The 19924-nt window shown below is 38.4% G+C and carries 20 protein-coding genes; 11 read left to right on the top strand and 9 right to left on the bottom strand.

What is annotated here, in order from left to right; all coding sequences use genetic code 11:
• Positions 1–15: 15 nt before the first annotated feature.
• Positions 16–1041: an alpha/beta fold hydrolase gene (locus tag ACS604_RS14400; protein WP_474772044.1), complete on the bottom strand. Its 1026-nt coding sequence runs from the start codon at positions 1039–1041 to the stop codon at positions 16–18.
• Positions 1042–1326: 285 nt separating this feature from the next.
• Between ACS604_RS14400 and ACS604_RS14395 the strand changes: the two genes are divergently transcribed.
• Positions 1327–1941 (top strand): carbonic anhydrase, encoded by a 615-nt coding sequence (locus tag ACS604_RS14395; protein WP_004793989.1) that lies wholly within the window; start codon positions 1327–1329, stop codon positions 1939–1941.
• Positions 1942–1976: 35 nt separating this feature from the next.
• Here ACS604_RS14395 and ACS604_RS14390 read toward each other — a convergent pair whose 3' ends face one another.
• Positions 1977–2600: an arylesterase gene (locus tag ACS604_RS14390; protein WP_004793988.1), complete on the bottom strand. Its 624-nt coding sequence runs from the start codon at positions 2598–2600 to the stop codon at positions 1977–1979.
• 44 nt (positions 2601–2644) lie between these two features.
• Here ACS604_RS14390 and ACS604_RS14385 point away from each other — a divergent pair, with 44 nt between their 5' ends.
• Together ACS604_RS14385 and ACS604_RS14380 are read left to right on the top strand one after the other, a co-directional pair.
• The gene (locus ACS604_RS14385; protein ID WP_005303339.1) at positions 2645–3337 is read left to right on the top strand and encodes an ABC transporter ATP-binding protein; all 693 of its coding nucleotides are present in this window, start codon (positions 2645–2647) and stop codon (positions 3335–3337) included.
• A 3-nt stretch (positions 3338–3340) separates the two neighbouring features.
• Positions 3341–5803 (top strand): ABC transporter permease, encoded by a 2463-nt coding sequence (locus ACS604_RS14380; RefSeq protein WP_474772043.1) that lies wholly within the window; start codon positions 3341–3343, stop codon positions 5801–5803.
• 1 nt (position 5804) lies between these two features.
• Here the strand turns inward: ACS604_RS14380 and ACS604_RS14375 are convergent, their stop codons facing one another.
• Positions 5805–6614 carry a rhomboid family intramembrane serine protease gene (locus tag ACS604_RS14375; protein WP_107881116.1) on the bottom strand — a complete coding sequence of 270 codons (810 nt, stop codon included), beginning with the start codon at positions 6612–6614 and terminating at the stop codon, positions 5805–5807.
• A 76-nt stretch (positions 6615–6690) separates the two neighbouring features.
• On the opposite strand from ACS604_RS14375, the gene mtgA reads away from it, so the two are divergent.
• Positions 6691–7368 carry a monofunctional biosynthetic peptidoglycan transglycosylase gene (gene mtgA, locus ACS604_RS14370; RefSeq protein ID WP_004793982.1) on the top strand — a complete coding sequence of 226 codons (678 nt, stop codon included), beginning with the start codon at positions 6691–6693 and terminating at the stop codon, positions 7366–7368.
• A gap of 105 nt (positions 7369–7473) precedes the next feature.
• A complete protein-coding gene (gene ppk1, locus ACS604_RS14365) occupies positions 7474–9555 on the top strand; it encodes a polyphosphate kinase 1 (RefSeq protein ID WP_004793981.1) in 2082 nt (693 codons plus the stop codon).
• Positions 9556–9599: 44 nt separating this feature from the next.
• On the opposite strand, the gene ACS604_RS14360 is transcribed toward ppk1, so the two are convergent.
• Positions 9600–9743, bottom strand: coding sequence for a hypothetical protein (locus ACS604_RS14360; RefSeq protein ID WP_174728552.1), 144 nt, complete (start codon positions 9741–9743; stop codon positions 9600–9602).
• A 57-nt stretch (positions 9744–9800) separates the two neighbouring features.
• Here ACS604_RS14360 and ACS604_RS14355 point away from each other — a divergent pair, with 57 nt between their 5' ends.
• On the top strand, positions 9801–10391 hold the full coding sequence (locus ACS604_RS14355; RefSeq protein ID WP_051075350.1) for an SPOR domain-containing protein: 591 nt from the start codon (positions 9801–9803) through the stop codon (positions 10389–10391).
• Positions 10392–10420: 29 nt separating this feature from the next.
• Here the strand turns inward: ACS604_RS14355 and oxyR are convergent, their stop codons facing one another.
• From oxyR to rubA, 4 genes are all read right to left on the bottom strand, one after another.
• The gene (gene oxyR / locus ACS604_RS14350) at positions 10421–11329 is read right to left on the bottom strand and encodes a LysR family transcriptional regulator OxyR (protein ID WP_004793979.1); all 909 of its coding nucleotides are present in this window, start codon (positions 11327–11329) and stop codon (positions 10421–10423) included.
• Between the two features lie 6 nt (positions 11330–11335).
• A complete protein-coding gene (gene estB, locus ACS604_RS14345; protein WP_252060292.1) occupies positions 11336–12280 on the bottom strand; it encodes an esterase EstB in 945 nt (314 codons plus the stop codon).
• A gap of 53 nt (positions 12281–12333) precedes the next feature.
• Positions 12334–13515 (bottom strand): rubredoxin reductase RubB, encoded by a 1182-nt coding sequence (gene rubB, locus ACS604_RS14340; RefSeq protein WP_474772042.1) that lies wholly within the window; start codon positions 13513–13515, stop codon positions 12334–12336.
• 94 nt (positions 13516–13609) lie between these two features.
• Positions 13610–13774 carry a rubredoxin RubA gene (rubA, locus tag ACS604_RS14335; protein WP_000760495.1) on the bottom strand — a complete coding sequence of 55 codons (165 nt, stop codon included), beginning with the start codon at positions 13772–13774 and terminating at the stop codon, positions 13610–13612.
• 435 nt (positions 13775–14209) lie between these two features.
• Between rubA and ACS604_RS14330 the strand changes: the two genes are divergently transcribed.
• Positions 14210–14650: an SRPBCC family protein gene (locus ACS604_RS14330; RefSeq protein WP_004793974.1), complete on the top strand. Its 441-nt coding sequence runs from the start codon at positions 14210–14212 to the stop codon at positions 14648–14650.
• A 52-nt stretch (positions 14651–14702) separates the two neighbouring features.
• Here ACS604_RS14330 and ACS604_RS14325 read toward each other — a convergent pair whose 3' ends face one another.
• Positions 14703–15191 carry a YqiA/YcfP family alpha/beta fold hydrolase gene (locus ACS604_RS14325; RefSeq protein ID WP_004793973.1) on the bottom strand — a complete coding sequence of 163 codons (489 nt, stop codon included), beginning with the start codon at positions 15189–15191 and terminating at the stop codon, positions 14703–14705.
• 258 nt (positions 15192–15449) lie between these two features.
• On the opposite strand from ACS604_RS14325, the gene lysS reads away from it, so the two are divergent.
• From lysS to cysD, 4 genes are all read left to right on the top strand, one after another.
• Positions 15450–16979, top strand: a complete 1530-nt coding sequence (lysS, locus tag ACS604_RS14320; RefSeq protein ID WP_004793971.1) for a lysine--tRNA ligase — start codon at positions 15450–15452, stop codon at positions 16977–16979.
• Between the two features lie 186 nt (positions 16980–17165).
• Positions 17166–18608, top strand: a complete 1443-nt coding sequence (locus tag ACS604_RS14315) for a capsule assembly Wzi family protein (RefSeq protein WP_353158239.1) — start codon at positions 17166–17168, stop codon at positions 18606–18608.
• Positions 18609–18863: 255 nt separating this feature from the next.
• A complete protein-coding gene (locus tag ACS604_RS14310; protein WP_002117520.1) occupies positions 18864–18995 on the top strand; it encodes a hypothetical protein in 132 nt (43 codons plus the stop codon).
• Positions 18988–19896, top strand: a complete 909-nt coding sequence (cysD, locus tag ACS604_RS14305; protein WP_000140408.1) for a sulfate adenylyltransferase subunit CysD — start codon at positions 18988–18990, stop codon at positions 19894–19896. Before ACS604_RS14310 ends, cysD begins: the two co-directional genes overlap by 8 nt.
• Positions 19897–19924 lie beyond the last annotated feature (28 nt).

Below are 19924 nucleotides of genomic sequence, written 5' to 3'. Positions count from 1 at the left end.
AGTCCGAAGTTTTATTTAAGGTGTAGTCGTTTTAGAAGACTGATTTGTTTCTACTTTAAGTAAAAACGGTACATATTGTTGAATAACCAGCTGCTCGGCTTCCAATATTGGCATATGGCCGACATTCTCTAAAATAACCGGAGGTTGGGCATTTTTTAAAAGTCGTTTTAGTTCACTTGCTACTTCTACGTTAATAATTTTATCTTGCTTACCCCATAAAATCAGTGTCGGTGCATCGATTGTCTTGGTGAGCACTGCAAATGAATCTGGCGTATAGACTTTATTGAGTGCAATCAGTTGATCAACCAGTTTCTGCGTTTGAGGCGCCTGATTAATCATCAGCTTTTCTTGAGCTTGAAGGAACTCTTTAGGAATAAATGGAGGATTAAACATGGTTTGCTTTAACAAATAGTTGAAATCACCTTTTTTAGATACTAAAAGTTGTTTTAAGTAGGCTGGATCTTTTAGGTAAATTGTATTTGCAGAGCGGAAAATACCGCCACTATCCACCAAGAATAGACTTTTGGTTTCAAATGGATATTGTCCAGCATAGAGTAGGGCAATTGAGCCACCAAGTGAGTGGCCAGCAATGTGAATTGGGCCTTTTAAATTTGCAGCTTCAACAAATCGACGTAACTTTTCGGCAAGATTGGGTACTGAGTAGTCGAAATCCTGTGCAACTAAGGTTTCCCCACTTCCTGGTAAGTCTGGAATAATAACGTGGTAATTTGCTGTGAGATAACGCGCAACTCGGTTCCAGTTATCACGACTCCCTCCTAATCCATGAATAAGGAGCAACGTCGGTTTAGCGGTAGAACCACCTTCACTATATGACCATGTCACCTCACCGACTTTTAAACTTTTACTTTGTAAACCTGCCCAGCTACGCTCTTGCTGTAAAATATTCTGAAAGTTTATATCTATAGTATCAGCTGCTTGCGTCTGAAAAACACCTGTTATTGTTGTAAGGCTACAAGCCAAGGCAAGTGCCATAGCTGTTTTCTTTATGGTCGTTTTGGTTGATACAAACAGCGTCGTCATAAGATTTCATCCTTGAGGCATAAGCGAGTTTGAAAATTATTGAAAAACTTTGCCAATGAGTCATTTGCCAAATGATCAAAAGGAGAAAAATTATAGTCAATCCGAGAACCAAAGTATGTCTATTTTTTCGCTAAACAGTAAGGAATTTGCGATAAACATTCCATTCAAATAGAGAACGTATTTTTAAAATCTTTCATGGAAAAGGATTTAATTTTTTGTCAGTGACATTCAAATTTTGACACATTAAAATGATTTCCAACCTTGAAAAAACAATGGAAATATAAAATGCCTACTGCGCAAGAAGTTTTAGATCGTCTGAAAGCTGGTAATCAACGATTTGTAAATGGAAATAGTTCCCTTGCAAAAACCTTATCGCATCATGAACGCGCTGAAATGGCAAAGGATCAAAATCCGTTTGCGATTGTATTAGGTTGTTCAGATTCACGTGTTCCAGCAGAAATGGTATTTGATCAAGGTCTTGGTGACTTATTCGTAATTCGTGTTGCTGGTAATGTGGTTGCTCCTTCACAAGTCGGTAGTGTTGAGTTCGCGGCAGAACGCTATGACTGTCCAGTTGTTGTTGTATTGGGACATAGTCATTGTGGCGCTATTCAAGCCACAATTGATACGTTAATGAATCCTGATCACCCGCCATCATCTAACTTAATGTCGATTGTGAACCGTGTTCGTCCGTCAGTTGAAATTTTGATGCAGACTGATTTAAAAAATGATTTGAAAAAACTTTCATGTCATGCGGTACGTTCAAACGTTTTTGCTTCGGTCAATCAATTACGTCATGGTTCGGCTGTATTAGAGAGCCTGATTGCAAAAGGTGAGTTGATTGTTGTAGGTGCAGAATATTCGCTAGAAACTGGTGAAGTAACCTTTTTTGATTTCTGATTATATTAAAAATAATGCTTAAAGATAAAAGGTGCCTACAGGGCACCTTTTATATATGGATAAGCTAAATTAAGTAATTTTGACTGTGCTTGAGCATTTGGATGAATCAAGTCATTTTGCATAAGCTGTTTTTGACCTGCGACTCCATCAAGAAAAAACGGTAGTAATTTCACCTGATATTTTTGGCTTGCAACTTTATAGTTATTTTCAAAAGCTTTGCTATATGCAGCCCCATAATTTGGCGGAATTTTCATGCCAAAAAGAATAACTTGGGCTTTTTGTTTCTGACTTAACTGAATGAGCTGATCCAGATTTTTTTGAATCATTTGAGGTGGTTGACCACGTAAGCCATCATTTCCACCTAATTCAATCACGACCACATTTGGCTTATAAGTTTGTAATAGCTTAGGTAGTCGGGCTAAAGCGCCGCTGGTTGTTTCTCCACTAACACTTGCATTGACCACTTTGTGTTGTTTGGGATACTGTTGGTCTAAGCGTTTTTGCAGTAATTGTACCCAACCTTGTTTGGGATCAATTCCGTAACCGGCACTAATACTATCTCCTAAAATTAAAATAGTTTTCGCCGATACAAGCATAGGCAGCATACTTAATGAGATGAGCATGATGCTTTTAGAACCAATCAAAAAAGATTTATACATTTGTACTTCGACCCTGATTCTGAATACATAGGACTTTTTACATCATGCCACAACCCATCATTGCTGCCCATCAAGTTACACAAACTATTCAGATTAACCAAAATCAGTTTACGATTTTAAAAGATATCGATTTAGAGATTTTTGAAGGCGAGCAGGTAGCAATTACTGGACGTTCTGGCTCAGGTAAATCAACATTATTGGGAATTTTGGCAACTTTAGATCAACCCTCTGAAGGTGAAGTTTGGTTGTGTGGTCAAGCTGTTCATCAGTTAACAGAGGAACAACGTGCCCAAATCAGGATGCAGCATATTGGTTTCGTATTTCAGTCTTTTCAACTTTTACCTCAGTTGAGTGCGCTTGAAAATGTGATGTTGCCTTTACGGTTACGTAAGGATTTTGACTATAAAACCGCCGAGAAAAAAGCTTTAGATTGGTTGCATCGAGTAGGTCTTAGTCGTCAGGTTGAACAAACGCCTAAAGTCTTATCTGGAGGGGAGCAACAACGTGTGGCGATTGCACGAGCTCTTATTGCAGAACCACAAATTATTTTTGCGGATGAACCGACCGGAAACTTAGATGGTCAGACAGCACAAGAAATTGAAAGTTTGCTCTTTGATTTAAACAGAGAATTAGGTACGACTCTGATTTTAGTGACTCATGATCGTAATTTAGCAGCCCTTTGTCAGCGTCATGTTGAGTTAGATGATGGCCGACTAAAGACAGTACAGGGTGGTTAAATTATGCGTAATCTTTTAAAACCGCTCTTCCTACAAAGTTTTCGTACAGGTGGATTATATCTACTCATTATTGCTCTATCGCTTGCGATTAGTGCAACCACAGCCCTGAAATTTAGTAACGACCAAGTTAAACAGGCAGTCAGTCTGCAAGCTTCGCAAATGCTAGGTGCTGATTTAGTTTTGTCGAATAACGAACCTATTGAGCAGCCATGGAAACAAAGAGCAGAGCAGCTTGGTTTAAAGCAAACCAATGTCACTCTATTTAGTTCTATGGCGCATACCCAAGATCAGTTTGTCATGGTCAATGTAAAAGCAATAGAACCTGCGTTTCCACTCAGAGGACAGCTTGAAATTGCTCCCAAAACTCAAGCGATTCAATCTGGAGAAGTTTGGCTAAGTCAGAGAGCAGCCGATTTGCTGAAAGTAAAATTAGGAGATATCGTTTCTATAGCAGATGGCACCTTCCGTTTTAGCGGCGTGATTGTGCGTGATTCAAATCAGGAACTCGGGTTTTCAGGCTTTTCTCCAACAGTTATTATTCATCAAGCCGATATTGCTAAAACACATGCAATTCAGACTGGAAGCAGAATTGACTATCGTTTATTAATGTCTGGTCAACCTGAACAGGTTCAGACTTTTTCTAAGCAGTTTAAACAGCAACATCAAACGACGAATAAAGAATTAGATGAAACGGCAGGTTTGCGTTTACGTGATGCGAGCGAATCAAATAGTCGGTTATTACGCCCGCTTGAAAACCTAGATACCTTTTTGCAACTGGCTAATATTTTAACGATTTTGTTGTGTGGGATTGCCATTGCTTTAACGAGTCAAAGATATGTTCAGCAAAACCAAGATCATATTGCACTTCTTAGATGCTTAGGAGCCAGTAAGTTCCAAATTTTATGGGCCTATATTGGATTGCTTTGTATTGTCAGTGCGATTTCAATTGTGATGGGCAGTCTTTTAGGGTTGATAATGGGTTATGGCCTGCTGCAACTTATGCTGCAATTGATTCCTCAATTAGCGTTAAGTTTTTCGCTCATACCACTTTTACTTGGGCCTTTACCAATCGCTATTTTTACGAGTGTGATTGTGCTGCTCGGTTTTATTTTGCCAAGCATTTGGGAGCTTTTAAATACACCTCCAATTCGGGTGATTCGGGAAGAAGCCAAATCTCGAAAATCATTATTCTTTATGTTTTTTGCTGGCATTAGCAGTCTGATTGTTTTTAGTTTGGTGTTGAGTGAAAACTTGATGCTCAGCATTATGGTTTTGGCTGCAATTATCGTGCTTTGTATTTTGCTGTATACCCTTGTTTGGCTCTTGCTTCGTAGTCTAAAAAAGATGAAAAATCGTTTATCTTTTTATATTCGCTCACCCTCGCAAAGTGCCTTACAAATTACTGCACTGGCTTTAGGCTTAAGCCTCATTACAGTGTTAAGCGTATTAAGAACAGATTTATTACAGCGTTGGCAGCAACAACTTCCTGAAGGAACCCCGAATCAATTTGTTTATGGTTTACTTCCATTCGATTTAAAACCTTTTGAGCAACAATTAAAGCAACATGGTTGGCAAAGCACGCCGTTATATCCAAATATCCGAGGGCGACTGGTAGCAAAGAATGATGTGCCTTTTTCTGAAGAAGCCATAAAACAAAATAACTCTTTGCGCCGTGAGTTAAATCTGACGCAATCGAATCAATTACCGAATGACAATGCAATTACAAAAGGACAAATCCAGTTTAATGGCGTGGGGCAAGTTTCAGTCGAAAGTAAAACTGCCGAAAGTTTGGGAATCCAAATTGGAGACAAGCTGACCTTTAGCCTGCCTGAAGGTACATTACAAGCCAAAGTTGTGAATTTCCGGAGTGTAGAGTGGGAAAGCTTTAGCCCTAACTTTTTCTTTATTTTTTCCCCTAAAACCTTAGATGAAAATGCTGGAAGTTATTTAGGTAGTTTCTATGTACCTAAGCAAGATCAACCTAAAATGATCAATATTATTCAGCAGTTCTCAAATACAGTATTTATTGATGTTGATCGAATTTTAGATGAAGTAAAACGCTTAATGAATGTCTTGGTCAAAATAGTGACTGTACTGGCAGCGTTAGTTGGTTTTTCAGGCGTATTAGTACTGATTGCATGTTTAAACCTATTAATGGATGAAAGGCGCCGTGAGGTTGCTTTACTACGCTCATTTGGTCTATCTAAAAATAAAATGAAGCAAATGCTCAGTTTTGAGATTGGGTTTCTTGGTCTGTTAGCAGGCATAGTTGCCTGCTGTTTTGCGGAGGTGATTAGTGCGATTGCTAGTCATAAAATGAATATGGCAATACAGTGGCATTTTGAAATATGGCTGATTTTACCTCTTGGCATGATGCTGATTTGTGCGTTGATAGGTCGTTATCGACTCGGTTATCTTTGCAACTTACCACCTTTACAAAGCTTAAGAGAATTAAATCAGCTGTAACTTAAGGAATAATGCCAGGATTTTGGATGATGATTTCATGCCATAGCGGAAGTAAAGGTGAGTTGAGTTGTACACAGTACATATAAAAACCACCCGTAATGATTACTGCGCCTAATAAGCCTAAAATCTTGAGCACACTTTTAAACTTACTGACGTAGCTTAAGTACCACATCAGTGCGAGGAATGCTCCAATAACCATGCCGCCAATATGTGCGGCATTATTAATACCAGTTGCGACAAAACCAAAAATAAGGTTGATTGCCATAATCATTAATAATGCTTTTTTATCGAGTATGTAGGCTTGATGCGGAAGTGGTGGAAATAAGGAAAGGACTGTTAACGCAGCACCTAATCCCATTACAGCGCCTGAAGCACCTGCACTGACATGAGGAAGTAAGCTCTGGTCAAAATGTTGCAGTAATTCATGTCCATTTTGAATGGTCATATAGCTACTTAAAAGACTCCCAAATAAACCAGCAAGTAAATACATGCCTATAAAATAGAAGCGACCAAATAGGGACTCGGCAACATTACCGAAAATATAGAGGGCCCACATGTTGAGCATGAGATGGACTAAACCAAAATGAAAAAACATGCTGGTAAATAGACGTTCAGGCTGCCCAGAAAAAGTAAGTGGTGTAAAATCAGCACCCCAATGAATAGCATCTTTCATGGCTGGATCGCTAATATCGACGCCAGATAGAATTTGCCAGACAAACAAACCTACATTGATTGCGATGAGCAGGGCAGTCAGCCACCAAGTTTGTACATTGAGTTTACGATTAATGTGCGGAGGCTGATATTGAGTCATGCTATGCTTTTGTTATATATGAACATGCTTTACAGCTTAACATGAAAAAAGTTGAATACAGGAGATCAGGACGAACATGAAAGCTTTTATTGTTCGCGTGTTGTTAATTTTTATTGGGGCGATTCTCCTTATACAACTTTGGATTTTTTCGAGTTTGGTCTGGTGGCGGACACATGAAGTGGATACCACCATGTTCATGCGAATTGATTATTGGTCTGATACATCTGAGCCAATTGTCCATCAGTGGCTGGACTATGATGATATCAGCGACAATTTTAAACATGCAATTTTAGCGGGCGAAGACGCAAAATTTATCCATCATCATGGCTTTGACTGGCAAGGTATCCGTTTTGCCCTTGAGCGAAATAATGAAGAGGGTGAAGTGGTTGCGGGTGGTTCTACGGTGTCTCAACAGCTTGCAAAGAACTTGTTTTTATACAACAAACGTTCATTTATTCGTAAAGGCCAAGAAACGGTCGCGACTTGGATGATGGAGCGGATGTGGTCAAAACGCCGAATTCTTGAGGTGTATATGAACTCAGTTGAATTTGGCAAAAATTTGTATGGTGTTGAAGCAGCCGCTCATCATTATTATGGTAAAAGTGCTAAAAGCTTAACGCGTGAACAAGCCGCTTTCTTAGCTGCGTTATTGCCTGATCCGAAATATTATCAAGATCATCGTAACGATCATAAACTACAATATAGAAAACGCGTTATTTTACGTTATATGAATAGCACCCAGATTCCTGAATAAAGCTGTTTTAAAGATGTGTAAATTTTTTAGTTTTTACCAAATTGTCATATTTTTGCAGCATACTGGTTTATAGAGATTTTGGCTGGATAGAGAATAGAGTTAGACATGAATACAGCGATTACAGCAACAACGACCCCAATAGAATATAGTTATAATGACCGTTATATAAATCGTGAATTGTCTATTCTTGACTTCCATTTGCGTGTATTGGAGCAAGCGGTAGACCCTTTACATCCATTGCTTGAGCGAATGAATTTCTTGCTCATTTTCTCGCGTAATCTCGATGAGTTCTTTGAAATTCGTGTTGCTGGGGTAATGGAACAATTTTCTCTGGGCAACGAAAGTCGTAGCCCAGATGGTCTTACCCCAAGACAGGTTTTACAAAAAATCTCTGAAACTGCTCATGCTGCGATTGAGCGTCAATATCGAATTTTAAATGAAGAAATCTTACCTAAGTTACGTGAAGAAGATATTTGCTTCCTACGTCGTGGTGAGTTAACTCCAGCTCAATCTGCTTGGGTAAAAAAATATTTTCAGGAACAAGTTGCACCTGTATTAACCCCAATTAGTCTAGATCCAGCACATCCGTTTCCTCGACTTGTTAATAAAAGCTTGAACTTCATTATTACACTTGAAGGTAAAGATGCTTTTGGTCGTCAAATTGATTTAGCTGTTGTACCTGCACCACGTTCATTACCTCGCGTTGTACGTCTACCAGACGAATTAACAGGTGGAAAAGAACATCATGTGATGTTGTCGGCAATTATTCATGAACATGTGTCTGATTTATTCCCAGGAATGACAGCAACTGGATGTTATCAATTCCGTGTTACACGTAATGCAGATTTGGCACTGAATGAAGATGTTGAAGACTTAGCTAAAGCATTAAAAGGTGAATTAAGTTCTCGACGTTTTGGTCGTGCAGTTCGCTTGGAAGTAACCCATAACTGCCCACAGCATATTTATGAGTACTTACTTGAAGAGTTCGATTTAACTGATGAGCAATTATACAAAGTTGATGGCCCAGTAAATCTAGCTCGTCTGGTTTCAAACTTTAAACGTCCTCATTTGCGTTATGACTCGCATACGCCAGTTGTGCCTAAAGTATTTAAAAAGACCGAGAGTATTTTCTCGGCAATGCAGAAGCAAGATATTTTACTGCATCATCCGTTTGAATCTTTTGCTCCTGTAATTCAGCTACTTCGTGAAGCTGCTCGCGATCCGCAAGTATTAGCAATTAAGCAGACGTTATATCGTAGTGGTGCTGATTCTGAGATTGTACAAATTTTGGCAGAAGCGGCGCGTAATGGAAAAGAAGTTATTGCCGTTATTGAATTACGTGCTCGCTTTGATGAAGAATCAAATATTGAAGTAGCAAACGTTTTACAAGAAGCGGGGGCAGTCGTTGTTTACGGTATTGTAGGTTATAAAACTCACGCCAAAATGATTATGGTGGTGCGCCGTGAAAATAATAAATTGGTGCGTTATGTTCATTTAGGAACGGGTAACTACCATGCGATGAATGCCCGAATTTATACCGATTATGGTCTCATGACCACAGATAAAGATCTGTGCGAAGATGTACATCGTATATTCCAAGAGTTGACCGGCATGGGCAAAATGGCGAAATTGAAAAAGCTATTACATGCACCGTTTACCCTACATGCTCAGCTCATTAACTTTATTGATGAAGAAATTGCCAATGCTAAAGCAGGCCGTAAAGCTCAAATCATTGTTAAAGTAAATGCATTAACCGAAGTCCAGTTAATCAATAAATTGTATGAAGCTTCTCAGGCGGGTGTTCAAATTGATCTGATTATCCGTTCGATTTGCTGCTTACGTCCAGGTTTGCCGAACCTGTCGGAGAATATTCGAGTGCGTTCAATTGTAGGACGTTTCCTTGAGCATACTCGTGTTTATTACTTCAGTAATAATGGTGATGCACGTATTTACTGTTCAAGTGCAGACTGGATGGACCGCAATTTATTTAATCGTGTAGAAGCGTGTTTCCCTGTTGAAGACCCTGCATTGAAAAAACGAATTTATCAACAAGGTTTAGTGAACTACTTACAAGATAATCAACAGGCTTGGCTGCTTCAAGGTGATGGTACGTGGATTCGTGCTGAGCCAGCAGAGGGTGAAAAATTGCATAATGCTCAAAGAGCATTATTGGAAATCATTAAATAATGAACTTTCAAGACTAAATAAAAGCCGACATTTTGTCGGCTTTTTTAATTGACTGAAATTCCAAGTAATTTAGTTAGTTTTTCTAAATGGTTGCTGGATAAACGATAATAATTTGAAGTACGGCAATATGTTTCGAAAATATGTGATTTTTTACATAAAACATTGAATTTTAAAAATATACAAATCACGAGAAATCTACTTTAATACGCCGCATTAAATATACTTAACTTTGGTAAATGAATAAGATGCAATGCTTTATTAGAAGTTTACTTATTAAAATACTTTTGGGGATAATACCAGTGACCGCTTACGCAGATCAGAAGTGTTATGGAGATATAATCGTATTTCAAAGATTTAATGATCAAGCGATATATCCTTATTTTGTAAATCCTTCTAATGATAAAGCTAACAAAAGTGGAGAGAAAAATAAAAAAATAATCATCCAAAAAAGAAAACCAAAACAAGATGAGTTTTTAGCGCAAAAGAAAGTTGAAGATGTCCACACCAAGAAAATAGAAGAAAAGAAAAATTTTGACAGTAAAAAGCAACTTGATGCAGCTGTCGCTAAAGAAATCTTGGAAAATGGTGAAAAGAAATGGATGGTACAAGTTGCGCTAGCATCTAATCAAAATAAAGCAAATACGGTTCAGTCGCAGTTAGAAGCAAAAGGGTACAAGGTTGTAACCAGTGCAACGACTAAAGGCATACGGGTCATGGTAGACCCTGCAAATGACTATGCCATTGCACAAATTATTAGAGAAAAAATTATTGCTGATAATAGTTTGAATATGCCATCTGCTTGGGTGTTTAAGTGGGCATCCTTAACACCGCAATAAAATAAAAAGGAGTCCGAAGACTCCTTTTTTTATTCATGTATTCTTGTGGTAATTTTCTGCATAATTTGCAGTAATACATCGAACTCACTTTGCAATGGTGTACTTTTACGAGTCACTAAAGCTAAAGTACGGCTCGGTGCATCTTCAATTGGTTTTGCAGTAATCTGATCATTAAACTTGATCATACTATTTTCAATTGCAATTTCTGGTAAAAGCGTAAAGCCTAAATCAGAAGAAACCATTTCAACTAACGTTGGTAAAGAACTTGCTTTTAAACGGTTGTCGTTTTTACGCTCACCGATAGGGCATGCACTTAAAACGTGGTCACGTAAACAGTGACCTTCTTCAAGCAAAATTAATCTTGATAAATCAAGATCATCTAGAGAGTTTGCTTGAAGAGCATTTGTATCTTGCTTACTACATACAAGGTACAAGTTTTCTTTCGAAATTTCAGCGACTTTTAGGCCTCTAGTGTCAAACGGTAGAGCAAGAACGATCATGTCTAGATTACCGTGTTCTAAACGCTCTACAATTTTTTCACTTTGTGCTTCATGCAAATGCAGCTGAATTTTAGGCAACTGCTGATGCACTTCATCAAGTAACCGTGTCAGGATAAAAGGTGCAATTGTTGGAATAACACCCAAATGCAAATCACCTGTTAACGGCTCACTCATTTCACGGCTCAAACGCATTAAATCTTGAGCATCTGCTAGTAGTACACGGGCGCGAGCAACGACTTGTTCACCTAAAGGTGTTAAACGCACATTCTGGCGATCACGTTCTACCAAAACGCCACCTAATAACCGTTCAAGCTCCATGATGCCGCCTGATAAAGTCGATTGAGTGACAAAAGAGCGGCGTGCTGCTTCAGTAAAATGCAAAGTTTCCGACAACGTAACTAAATATGATAGCTGTCTTAATGAGGGTAATGCAGCCATAGTGTCCTAGTCTGATGATTTAAAATGATGCGCAAATAAACCGCTAAGCTGTGGAATAAAATGTGCAGGGATATCATGCCCCATTCCATCAATTAATTCAAACTTAGCACCGGAAATTGCTTTTGCTACAGCCTTACCGTGGCTAGGCGGAAGTAAGCGATCGCGAGAGCCATGTAGGACTAAAGCGGGTTGCTTAATTTCACGGTCGAGTTGTAGTAAAGAGCCTGTACATAATATTGCTAAAAACTGTTGAAGTACACCAGCAGGATAGTAGCTACGTTGATAAAGCTTACGCGCTGTTTGTATTGCTTCAATTTGGTTGATATAACCAGGTGAACCAATCAATTGAAATAGTTTTAAACTATGATTAACAATACCTTCTTCGTCACGTGACTCGGGTTTACCAATTAAACTCAAAAGTTGTTTCGGAAAAGGTGGCGGTAAAAAAGGCTGGTTATTGCTTGTAAACATAAGCCCTAACTTCTCAACCTTTTCTGGATATTTTGCTGCAAGAATTTGAGCAATCATCCCACCCATTGAGGCACCAATTACATGCGCTTTGTTCACGCCTAAACGATCAATCAGCATAGATACATCATCTGCCATATCATGCAGCGTATAAGGCGCACCCTGATTAGCTAGTCCAAGTGCAAAGCGGCCCATTAACTTAACCGTATTTAAGCGTTTACCTTCGTGGCGTACTTTTGAAGAAAGGCCAATATCACGGTTATCAAAACGAATAACACGAAATCCTTGATCAATCAGCGATTTACAGAAAAAATCTGGCCAAAAAAGCATCTGGGCGCCAAGGCCCATAATCAGCAAAATGGTTGGATGCTCTGGCTTTCCACCGACTTCTACATGCAACTCAATTCCATTGCCTAAGTTGACTTTGGTTTCTTGCATGAAAGATGTGTACGGTGAAATGTTAAACTGTAAGGCGCTATTCATGTTATTCATTCCTTAAAGGAATACTCTCTAACTGAGTATTCCTGATACAAACCTTATGCTTGGGCTGGAATAAGATCTGGAACAAGCTTTGTTAAAGTTAAGCGTTGTTTACCTGCGGTTGCACCTAACAATACAAAACCACGCAATGTTCCTTCATTGTCAATTGCTTTGGCAAGCATACCATCGTCGAACTCTTCTGTTTCCCAGTTCACCTCTACATCAACCGGCGCTGGCAAAACTGTAAGTGGAGCAGCTGGTGTTTTTACTGCAACTGGCATGGCAGGGTAGTGCACAGCAGTTTGTTGTCCACTGAGTGTTTTTGCGAGAGCACGAGCCTGTTGCATAATCGGCATTACATATGGAAGTAAAGTACCGTTTACCTCTGCACAATCCCCAATTGCGTAGATGTCTGCTTGATTTGTTTCCAATAAGGCATTGGTAATAATTCCACGGCTGGTTTGAATATCTGCACTTTTAGCAAGTGAAATATTTGGCTGTAAACCAATTGCAGAAAGAACAAGGTCCGCAACCAATGTTTGTCCATTTGCGAGTGTTATCGCATAGTCTTCGCCATTATTAATCTTGCTTACTTTTTCAACCGTGGTTCCAAGTGCAAATTTTACTCCAGCTTCTTCAAGATTTTGCTGGAAAGCAGAGGCAATATGTCCTGGAAGTAAACGGCCTAATGGTTGAGGAGCCAAATCAATCACAGTAATGTCATATTCACTATGCAGTAAGTCATTGGCAAATTCACAACCAATTAAACCAGCACCTAAAATAACAACACGTTTATCTTTACGCTGAGCTAGATTTTCACGAAAAGCGCGGTAATCAATCAATGAGTTCACGACATGAATGTCATCGCTACCATCACCTGCAATTGCAAGGCGAATTGGGTTAGCACCTACGGCTAAAATCAGTTTTGAATAGGGTTGCTGGGAAGTTACACCATCCTTTTCTAAAACAAGTTCATGGCGTTCAGCTAAAATCTCTTTTACAAAAGTAAAAGGCTCAATACGCATATTGAGTTGAGTACCCATTTTAGCAGCATCCCCTAAAGGAATTTGTTCTGGTGCTTTTTTACCTGCAAATGCATTTGATAATGTTGGCTTTGCATAGTTCACTGCATCATCCGCACAAATCATCACAAGTTCTTGCTCTGGGCTAAGCTTACGGAACTCACGTGCCAAGGTATAACCCGCCATGCCTGATCCGATAATGACGATAGGATGCATTTTTTTCTCCAGAGTTAGAATTATTTATTTAATACAGTGATTGGTAATATTCGTAAAAAAGACCATGTCGATCATGGCCTTTTACTTTGCATTCTTAGATTTCGATCATTTCGAAGTCAGCTTTTGAAACGCCGCAATCAGGGCAAGTCCAGTCATCAGGAATATCTTCCCATTTTGTTCCAGCTGCAATGCCGTCTTGTGGCCAACCTTCCGCTTCGTCATAAATCCATCCACAAACGATACATTGATATTTTTTCATGAGACTCTCCGCACTGATAAGTTTGCTCAAAGCTGCCTTTCAGTAAAACTATTCCATCTATTAATAATGTAACTACGATCCGGTCAATAATAACCAATGTGCCTTTGATCGGATATCAAATTTTTACGCAGTTCTACATTCAAAGTAAAGTAAATAACGGAGTTTAATCATTCATAAGCAAAGATGAATGGCAGGTTAGGACAAATAAGTGGTTATTTAGGCAAAACTTCGCCATAAATTAATAATAACTAATGCATTCTTACAATTAATTTTATTTGTGAAAATATCATGAAATAAAGATTACCTCATCAGTTAAAAGATTCACTTCATACGAAAGCTAAATAACAACAAACTACGTTGCTACAGAATGTCATTATTAAAACCGAAAATTAAAATTTGCTGGCATTAAGACGGTATAAATCAGGGAAGTGAAATATGGAAAATTTAGTATATGAAGTGGAAATTGATGCTCCTATAGAAAAAGTGTGGAACATACTTTGGAATAGTGAGACATATAACGCTTGGACGAAATTCTTTGCGCCAGATTCTTCTATGCGTACCGACTGGCAAGTAGGTGGAAAAACTTATTTTCTTGATGGTGAAGGAAATGGGATGGTTTCTACCATTGAACAAATGCAAAAACCGGAAATATTGATTTTTAAACATTTAGGCATGATTAAGGAGGGTAAAGAAGATTTAGAAAGTGAAGAAGTTAAAGGTTGGAGTGGTTCTCAAGAAAAATATTTTCTAAACCAAAAAGATAATATAACCACTTTGAAAGTTGAATTGGCCACCTTGCCCGAATATATGGGTATGTTGAAAAGTGGCTTCGTTCAAGGTTTTGATGTGGTTAAAAAAATGGCAGAAGCAAAATAAAGCTTCTTTACATCAGATATAAACCAGTTTTTTATAATCAAGCGATATAAATCTAGGCCAAATATTTTTTATAAATTTTTATAATCAGATCATTAATTCGAGAAGGATAGGCCAAGCGATGATGTCCACCTTCAAACGTTTCAATATTCATGTAGGGTGCAAGTTTTTCTTGAACCTGATACATATCAAGTTGCTCATCTCCTAATTCTAAATAGGCCATTTTAGGATTAGAGAGCATGAGTTCATCTTCAGAAAGCTGAGGGTAGTCTGCCCGAAAATTAGGGGTGAGACTTGGATTTGCCACTATCACCGCTAATTTATGTTGAGCAGCAGTTTTTAGGGCCCAATAGCCTCCAATGCTATGACCTACCAATAAATCGGGTTTGATCGTCTGAATAGCCTGATGGTAAAAATACTCAACAGATGCATAACTTAAGTTACGATAATCGACGTCAATACAAAATTTTTCAGGATGTAAAATGGCATGGAACTTTGTCGATTCCCGGGAAGAATCCAAGCCATGTAAAAATAGAATTTTCATTATTTACGACACAATCTCATTGATAAAATAAAAGGCAAATCGGGCCTTTTGAATATCGAGGTTATTTGGATTTTTTTATATTTTACTAAATGCTTTAAAAAATGATCTTAGCGATTGGTCTAAGTCACTTTGCCTTTAAAAAGTGGTGTTTTGTTCTATAAAATTGTCTTTTTTCATTTTTGTTTGATTGAAATCATTCGAAAAACTCCCGCAATCTGTTAGGATATAGCACTTAATTTTTACTTAATCGAGGCAGAGATGACGCAACAAAACGCTCAATCGACTTCTGAACCAACTATTTCCGAAAACGATTTAATTGCACAGCGTCATGCCAAATTAAAGCAAATCCAAGATGTTGCGAAGGAAACTGGAAAGAGTCCTTGGCCGAATACGTTTAAGCGTGAACACTACGCAGCTGATCTACAAGAACAATTTAAAGATCAGTCGAAAGAACAAATTGAAAGCGCTGAGCATGTCTATGTAAAAGTGGCTGGCCGTGTCATGTTAAACCGTGGTTCTTTCATGGTTATTCAAGATATGACAGGTCGTATTCAGCTATATGTTGACCGTAAAGGTTTACCAAAAGATATTCTTGAGACTATTAAAGGTTTAGACCTTGGTGACATTATTGCTGCCGAAGGTTATATCGGACGCTCAGGAAAAGGTGACTTATATGTTCACCTTGAAGGTTTTGAACTTCTTACAAAATCTCTTCGTCCGTTACCAGATAAATTCCATGGCTTAAATGACACAGAAGTTAAGTACCGTAAACGTTACCTTGACTTAATTGTGAATGAAGAAACACGTAAAACTTTTGAAATCCGTGCCAAAGTTGTTGCAGGTATTCGAGCATTCTTAAACAATGAACGTTTCATGGAAGTTGAAACGCCAATGATGCATGTGATTCCGGGTGGTGCGTCTGCGCGTCCGTTTGAAACACATCACAATGCTTTGGATATGCCTTTATTCTTACGTATTGCACCTGAGCTTTATTTAAAACGTTTGGTTGTTGGTGGTTTCGAACGTGTGTTTGAAATTAACCGTAACTTCCGTAATGAAGGGGTATCAACGCGTCACAACCCTGAATTTACAATGATCGAGTTTTATCAAGCTTATGCTGATTATAAAGACTTGATGCAATTAACTGAAAACATGCTTGAAAAGTTGGCTTTGGATATTTTGGGTACAACTGATGTCCCTTACCAAGGTGAAGTGTTTAGCTTCAAAGGGCCATTCAAAAAAATCTCTATGTTTGATGCGATTTTAGAGAATAACCCACAATTTACGCCTGAAAATGTTGGTGATCGTGAGTTCCTTGCTCAATTTATTCGTGAAGAATTAAAAGAACAAGTTAAGCCAGGTTTTGGTTTAGGTAAGCTTCAAACGATTGTATTTGAAGAAACTGTTGAAACTAAACTTCGTCAGCCTACATTTATTACTGAATATCCAGCTGAAACTTCTCCACTCGCTCGCCGTAATGATGACAATGCACATATTACTGATCGTTTTGAGTTTTTCATTGGTGGTCGTGAATTGGCAAATGGTTTCAGCGAGTTAAATGATCCAATTGATCAAGCTGAACGTTTCCAAGCTCAGGTTGCTGAAAAAGACGCTGGTGATGATGAAGCAATGCATTACGATGCAGAATTTGTTGAAGCGCTTGAGTATGGTTTACCACCTACCGCAGGTGAAGGTATTGGTATTGACCGTTTGGTTATGTTATTTGCAGATGCTCCAAGTATTCGTGATGTAATTTTATTCCCTCATATGCGCCGTAAAGAAGGTTAATCTTCTAAAGGCAAAAAAGGCAGTATTTATACTGCCTTTTTTTATTACTTTTATATCTCAAAAACTTACCTATCTACACTAATCTTAAAATAGCGTTAAAAAATGTAATTGCACAGTTTAACAATTGCAAAGTTGTGATAAAAAATTTAAGGTGTTGCTCATAAATAACTTTGAGAATTGGCTGGCATGTTTCTAAGAAAAACACTTTCGATTGCAATATTGGCAACTGCTTCATCCGCTATTTTTGCACAAGGTTTAGTGCTAAATAATGAGGACTTACGTACAGACTTAAATTGGTTAAATCAACAAGGTGTTATCAAGATTAGCACCTCAACTTGGCCGTTAAGTGGTGATGAAATCCAGAGAGCACTCACTCAAGCACAAGTGACGCATCCAGCTCAACAAAAAGTTATTAATTCAGTTCTTGATGCATTAAAAGCAGATAACAATACGGTTAAAGTGGGCGCTTTTGCTGAGACCGATAGCAAAAATATTCCACAAGCATTCGGTGATAATCAAAAAGCTCAATATCAAGGTTCTTTAGAGTTTAATGCTGGTGGTGAAAACTGGGATGCAAAAATCCGAGTAAATGCAGAAAAAGATCCACAAATTGATAATGGGCACGATGTGAATGTTGAAGGTTCATATGTTGCTGGTAAACTTTGGAATCAGTGGGTAGTGGCGGGTCAAATTCCAACATGGTGGGGTCCTGGTCATGATGGTAGTTTAATTCGTGGTGATGCGAGTCGCCCAGTTTATGGCGTAACGGCACAACGTGCGGTGCAAAATGCGTTTGATACAAAATGGTTATCTTGGATTGGGCCTTGGCAATACCAAGCTTTTGCTGGTCAATTAGATGACTATAAAGCAGTCCCAGACGCAAAGTTAATTGGATTGCGTGTAACTGCACAACCTTTACCATATTTAGAGTTAGGCGCCTCACGTACAATTCAGTGGGGTGGAGACGGACGTTCGGAAAGTTTTAGCTCTTTATGGGATGCTATTAAGGGCAATGATAATGTCTATGGCGATACTGAAAATCCGTCAAACCAATTGGCTGGATTTGATGGACGCTTATTATTGCAACCGCTATTCCAAGTTCCAGTTAGCATATATGGACAATATGTGGGTGAGGATGAGGCTGGTTATTTGCCGTCTAAAAAAATGTATTTAGCTGGTGTGGACTATTCATCTAGCTACAATAATTTGCCTTATCAACTTTATGCAGAATGGGCGGATACGCGTACTAATGGGGATGTGAAGAGTATCTCTTATACGCATTCGGTTTATAAAGATGGCTATTACCAACATGGTTTTCCTTTAGGTCACGCGATTGGTGGTGATGGACAAATGTACTCAGTGGGTGGTGATATCCGCTTTGATGTCATGAACCGTTTAAGCGGTCGTGCAATGGTAGTTAAGGTTAATCAATCTAACCAGACAATCAATAAAGCATTCCCTAAAGACGATGAAATTAAAGCGCTTGATTTAACTTGGACACATTTCATCAAACCTGATCTTCCGCTAAAAATTAATGGTTGGGTAAGTGATTCTGATCTAGAAGGTAATGACGCAGGTGCATCTATTGGGATTGAAATTCCATTAGAACGTAAAATGTTCGGTTTCTAAGAATAGATCATGTTTTAGAAAAGAGAAGCGATCAAAGCTTCTCTTTTTTTTATGGTTTTTAGAGAAATCTAAAGGCTAGAACATAATTTGCTTAAGTTCGCTACACAAGCTACGATTGCAAAGTTGTGCAAGTGAATCAGCATATTATATGTATATGATGAAATCGAATATCAATATGAAAAAACAAGCAAAAGAAATCGGTTTTAAATCACTATAATGCATAACTAATGCTATAAGCCATATATAGGTTTATGGTTGGATTATCTATCACGAAAAATTGGAGTTGTTATGGCACTCGTTCCTCCACATGGTCTTCTAGGTGGTGGTTTAATACTACTTCTAGATTTTATGGGCAAAATGGATAGAGAAGGACGTGTTCATGACTGAATCAAGACTCACACATCTCAAGCAACTTGAAGCTGAAAGTATTCATATTATCCGTGAAGTTGCTGCTGAATTTGAAAACCCAGTCATGCTTTACTCAATTGGTAAAGACTCTGCGGTAATGCTCCACCTTGCGTTAAAAGCATTTTATCCAGCGAAACTTCCATTTCCTTTATTACATGTAGATACAGGTTGGAAGTTTAAAGACATGATCGCGTTTCGCGATAACATGGCAAAAACTCATGGCTTTGATTTAATCGTTCATCAGAACAAAGAAGGTCGTGAAGCTGGAATTAATCCATTTGATCATGGTAGTTCAAAATATACAGATATTATGAAAACCCAAGCTCTGAAACAGGCTTTGGATAAATATCAATTTGATGCTGCTTTTGGTGGTGCACGTCGTGATGAAGAAAAATCACGTGCGAAAGAACGTGTTTACTCATTCCGTGATAGTAAACACCGTTGGGATCCTAAAAACCAGCGTCCTGAACTTTGGAATCTTTACAATGGTAAAGTGAACAAAGGTGAAAGTATTCGTGTATTCCCTTTATCTAACTGGACTGAGTTGGATATCTGGCAATATATCTATTTAGAAAATATTCAAATCGTTCCTCTTTATTTCTCTGCTGTTCGTCCAGTAGTAGAGCGTAGCGGTACATTAATCATGGTTGATGATGAACGTATGCGTTTAAAAGAAGGTGAAGTTCCACAGATGAAGTCTGTACGTTTCCGTACGCTTGGCTGTTATCCATTAACTGGTGCAGTTGAGTCTGAAGCAGATACGTTACCTGAAATTATCCAAGAGATGCTTTTAGCCACGAGTTCTGAGCGTCAAGGTCGTATGATTGACCATGATGAAGCGGGCTCAATGGAAAAGAAAAAGCAAGAAGGCTATTTCTAAGACAATTTCTAAATTTGTGGAGTTTGAG

Source organism: Acinetobacter sp. Li1LvA2 (assembly GCF_056156705.1).
The sequence above is the reverse complement of the archived record's forward strand: the minus strand, read 5'-3'. Positions and strand labels throughout refer to the sequence as shown.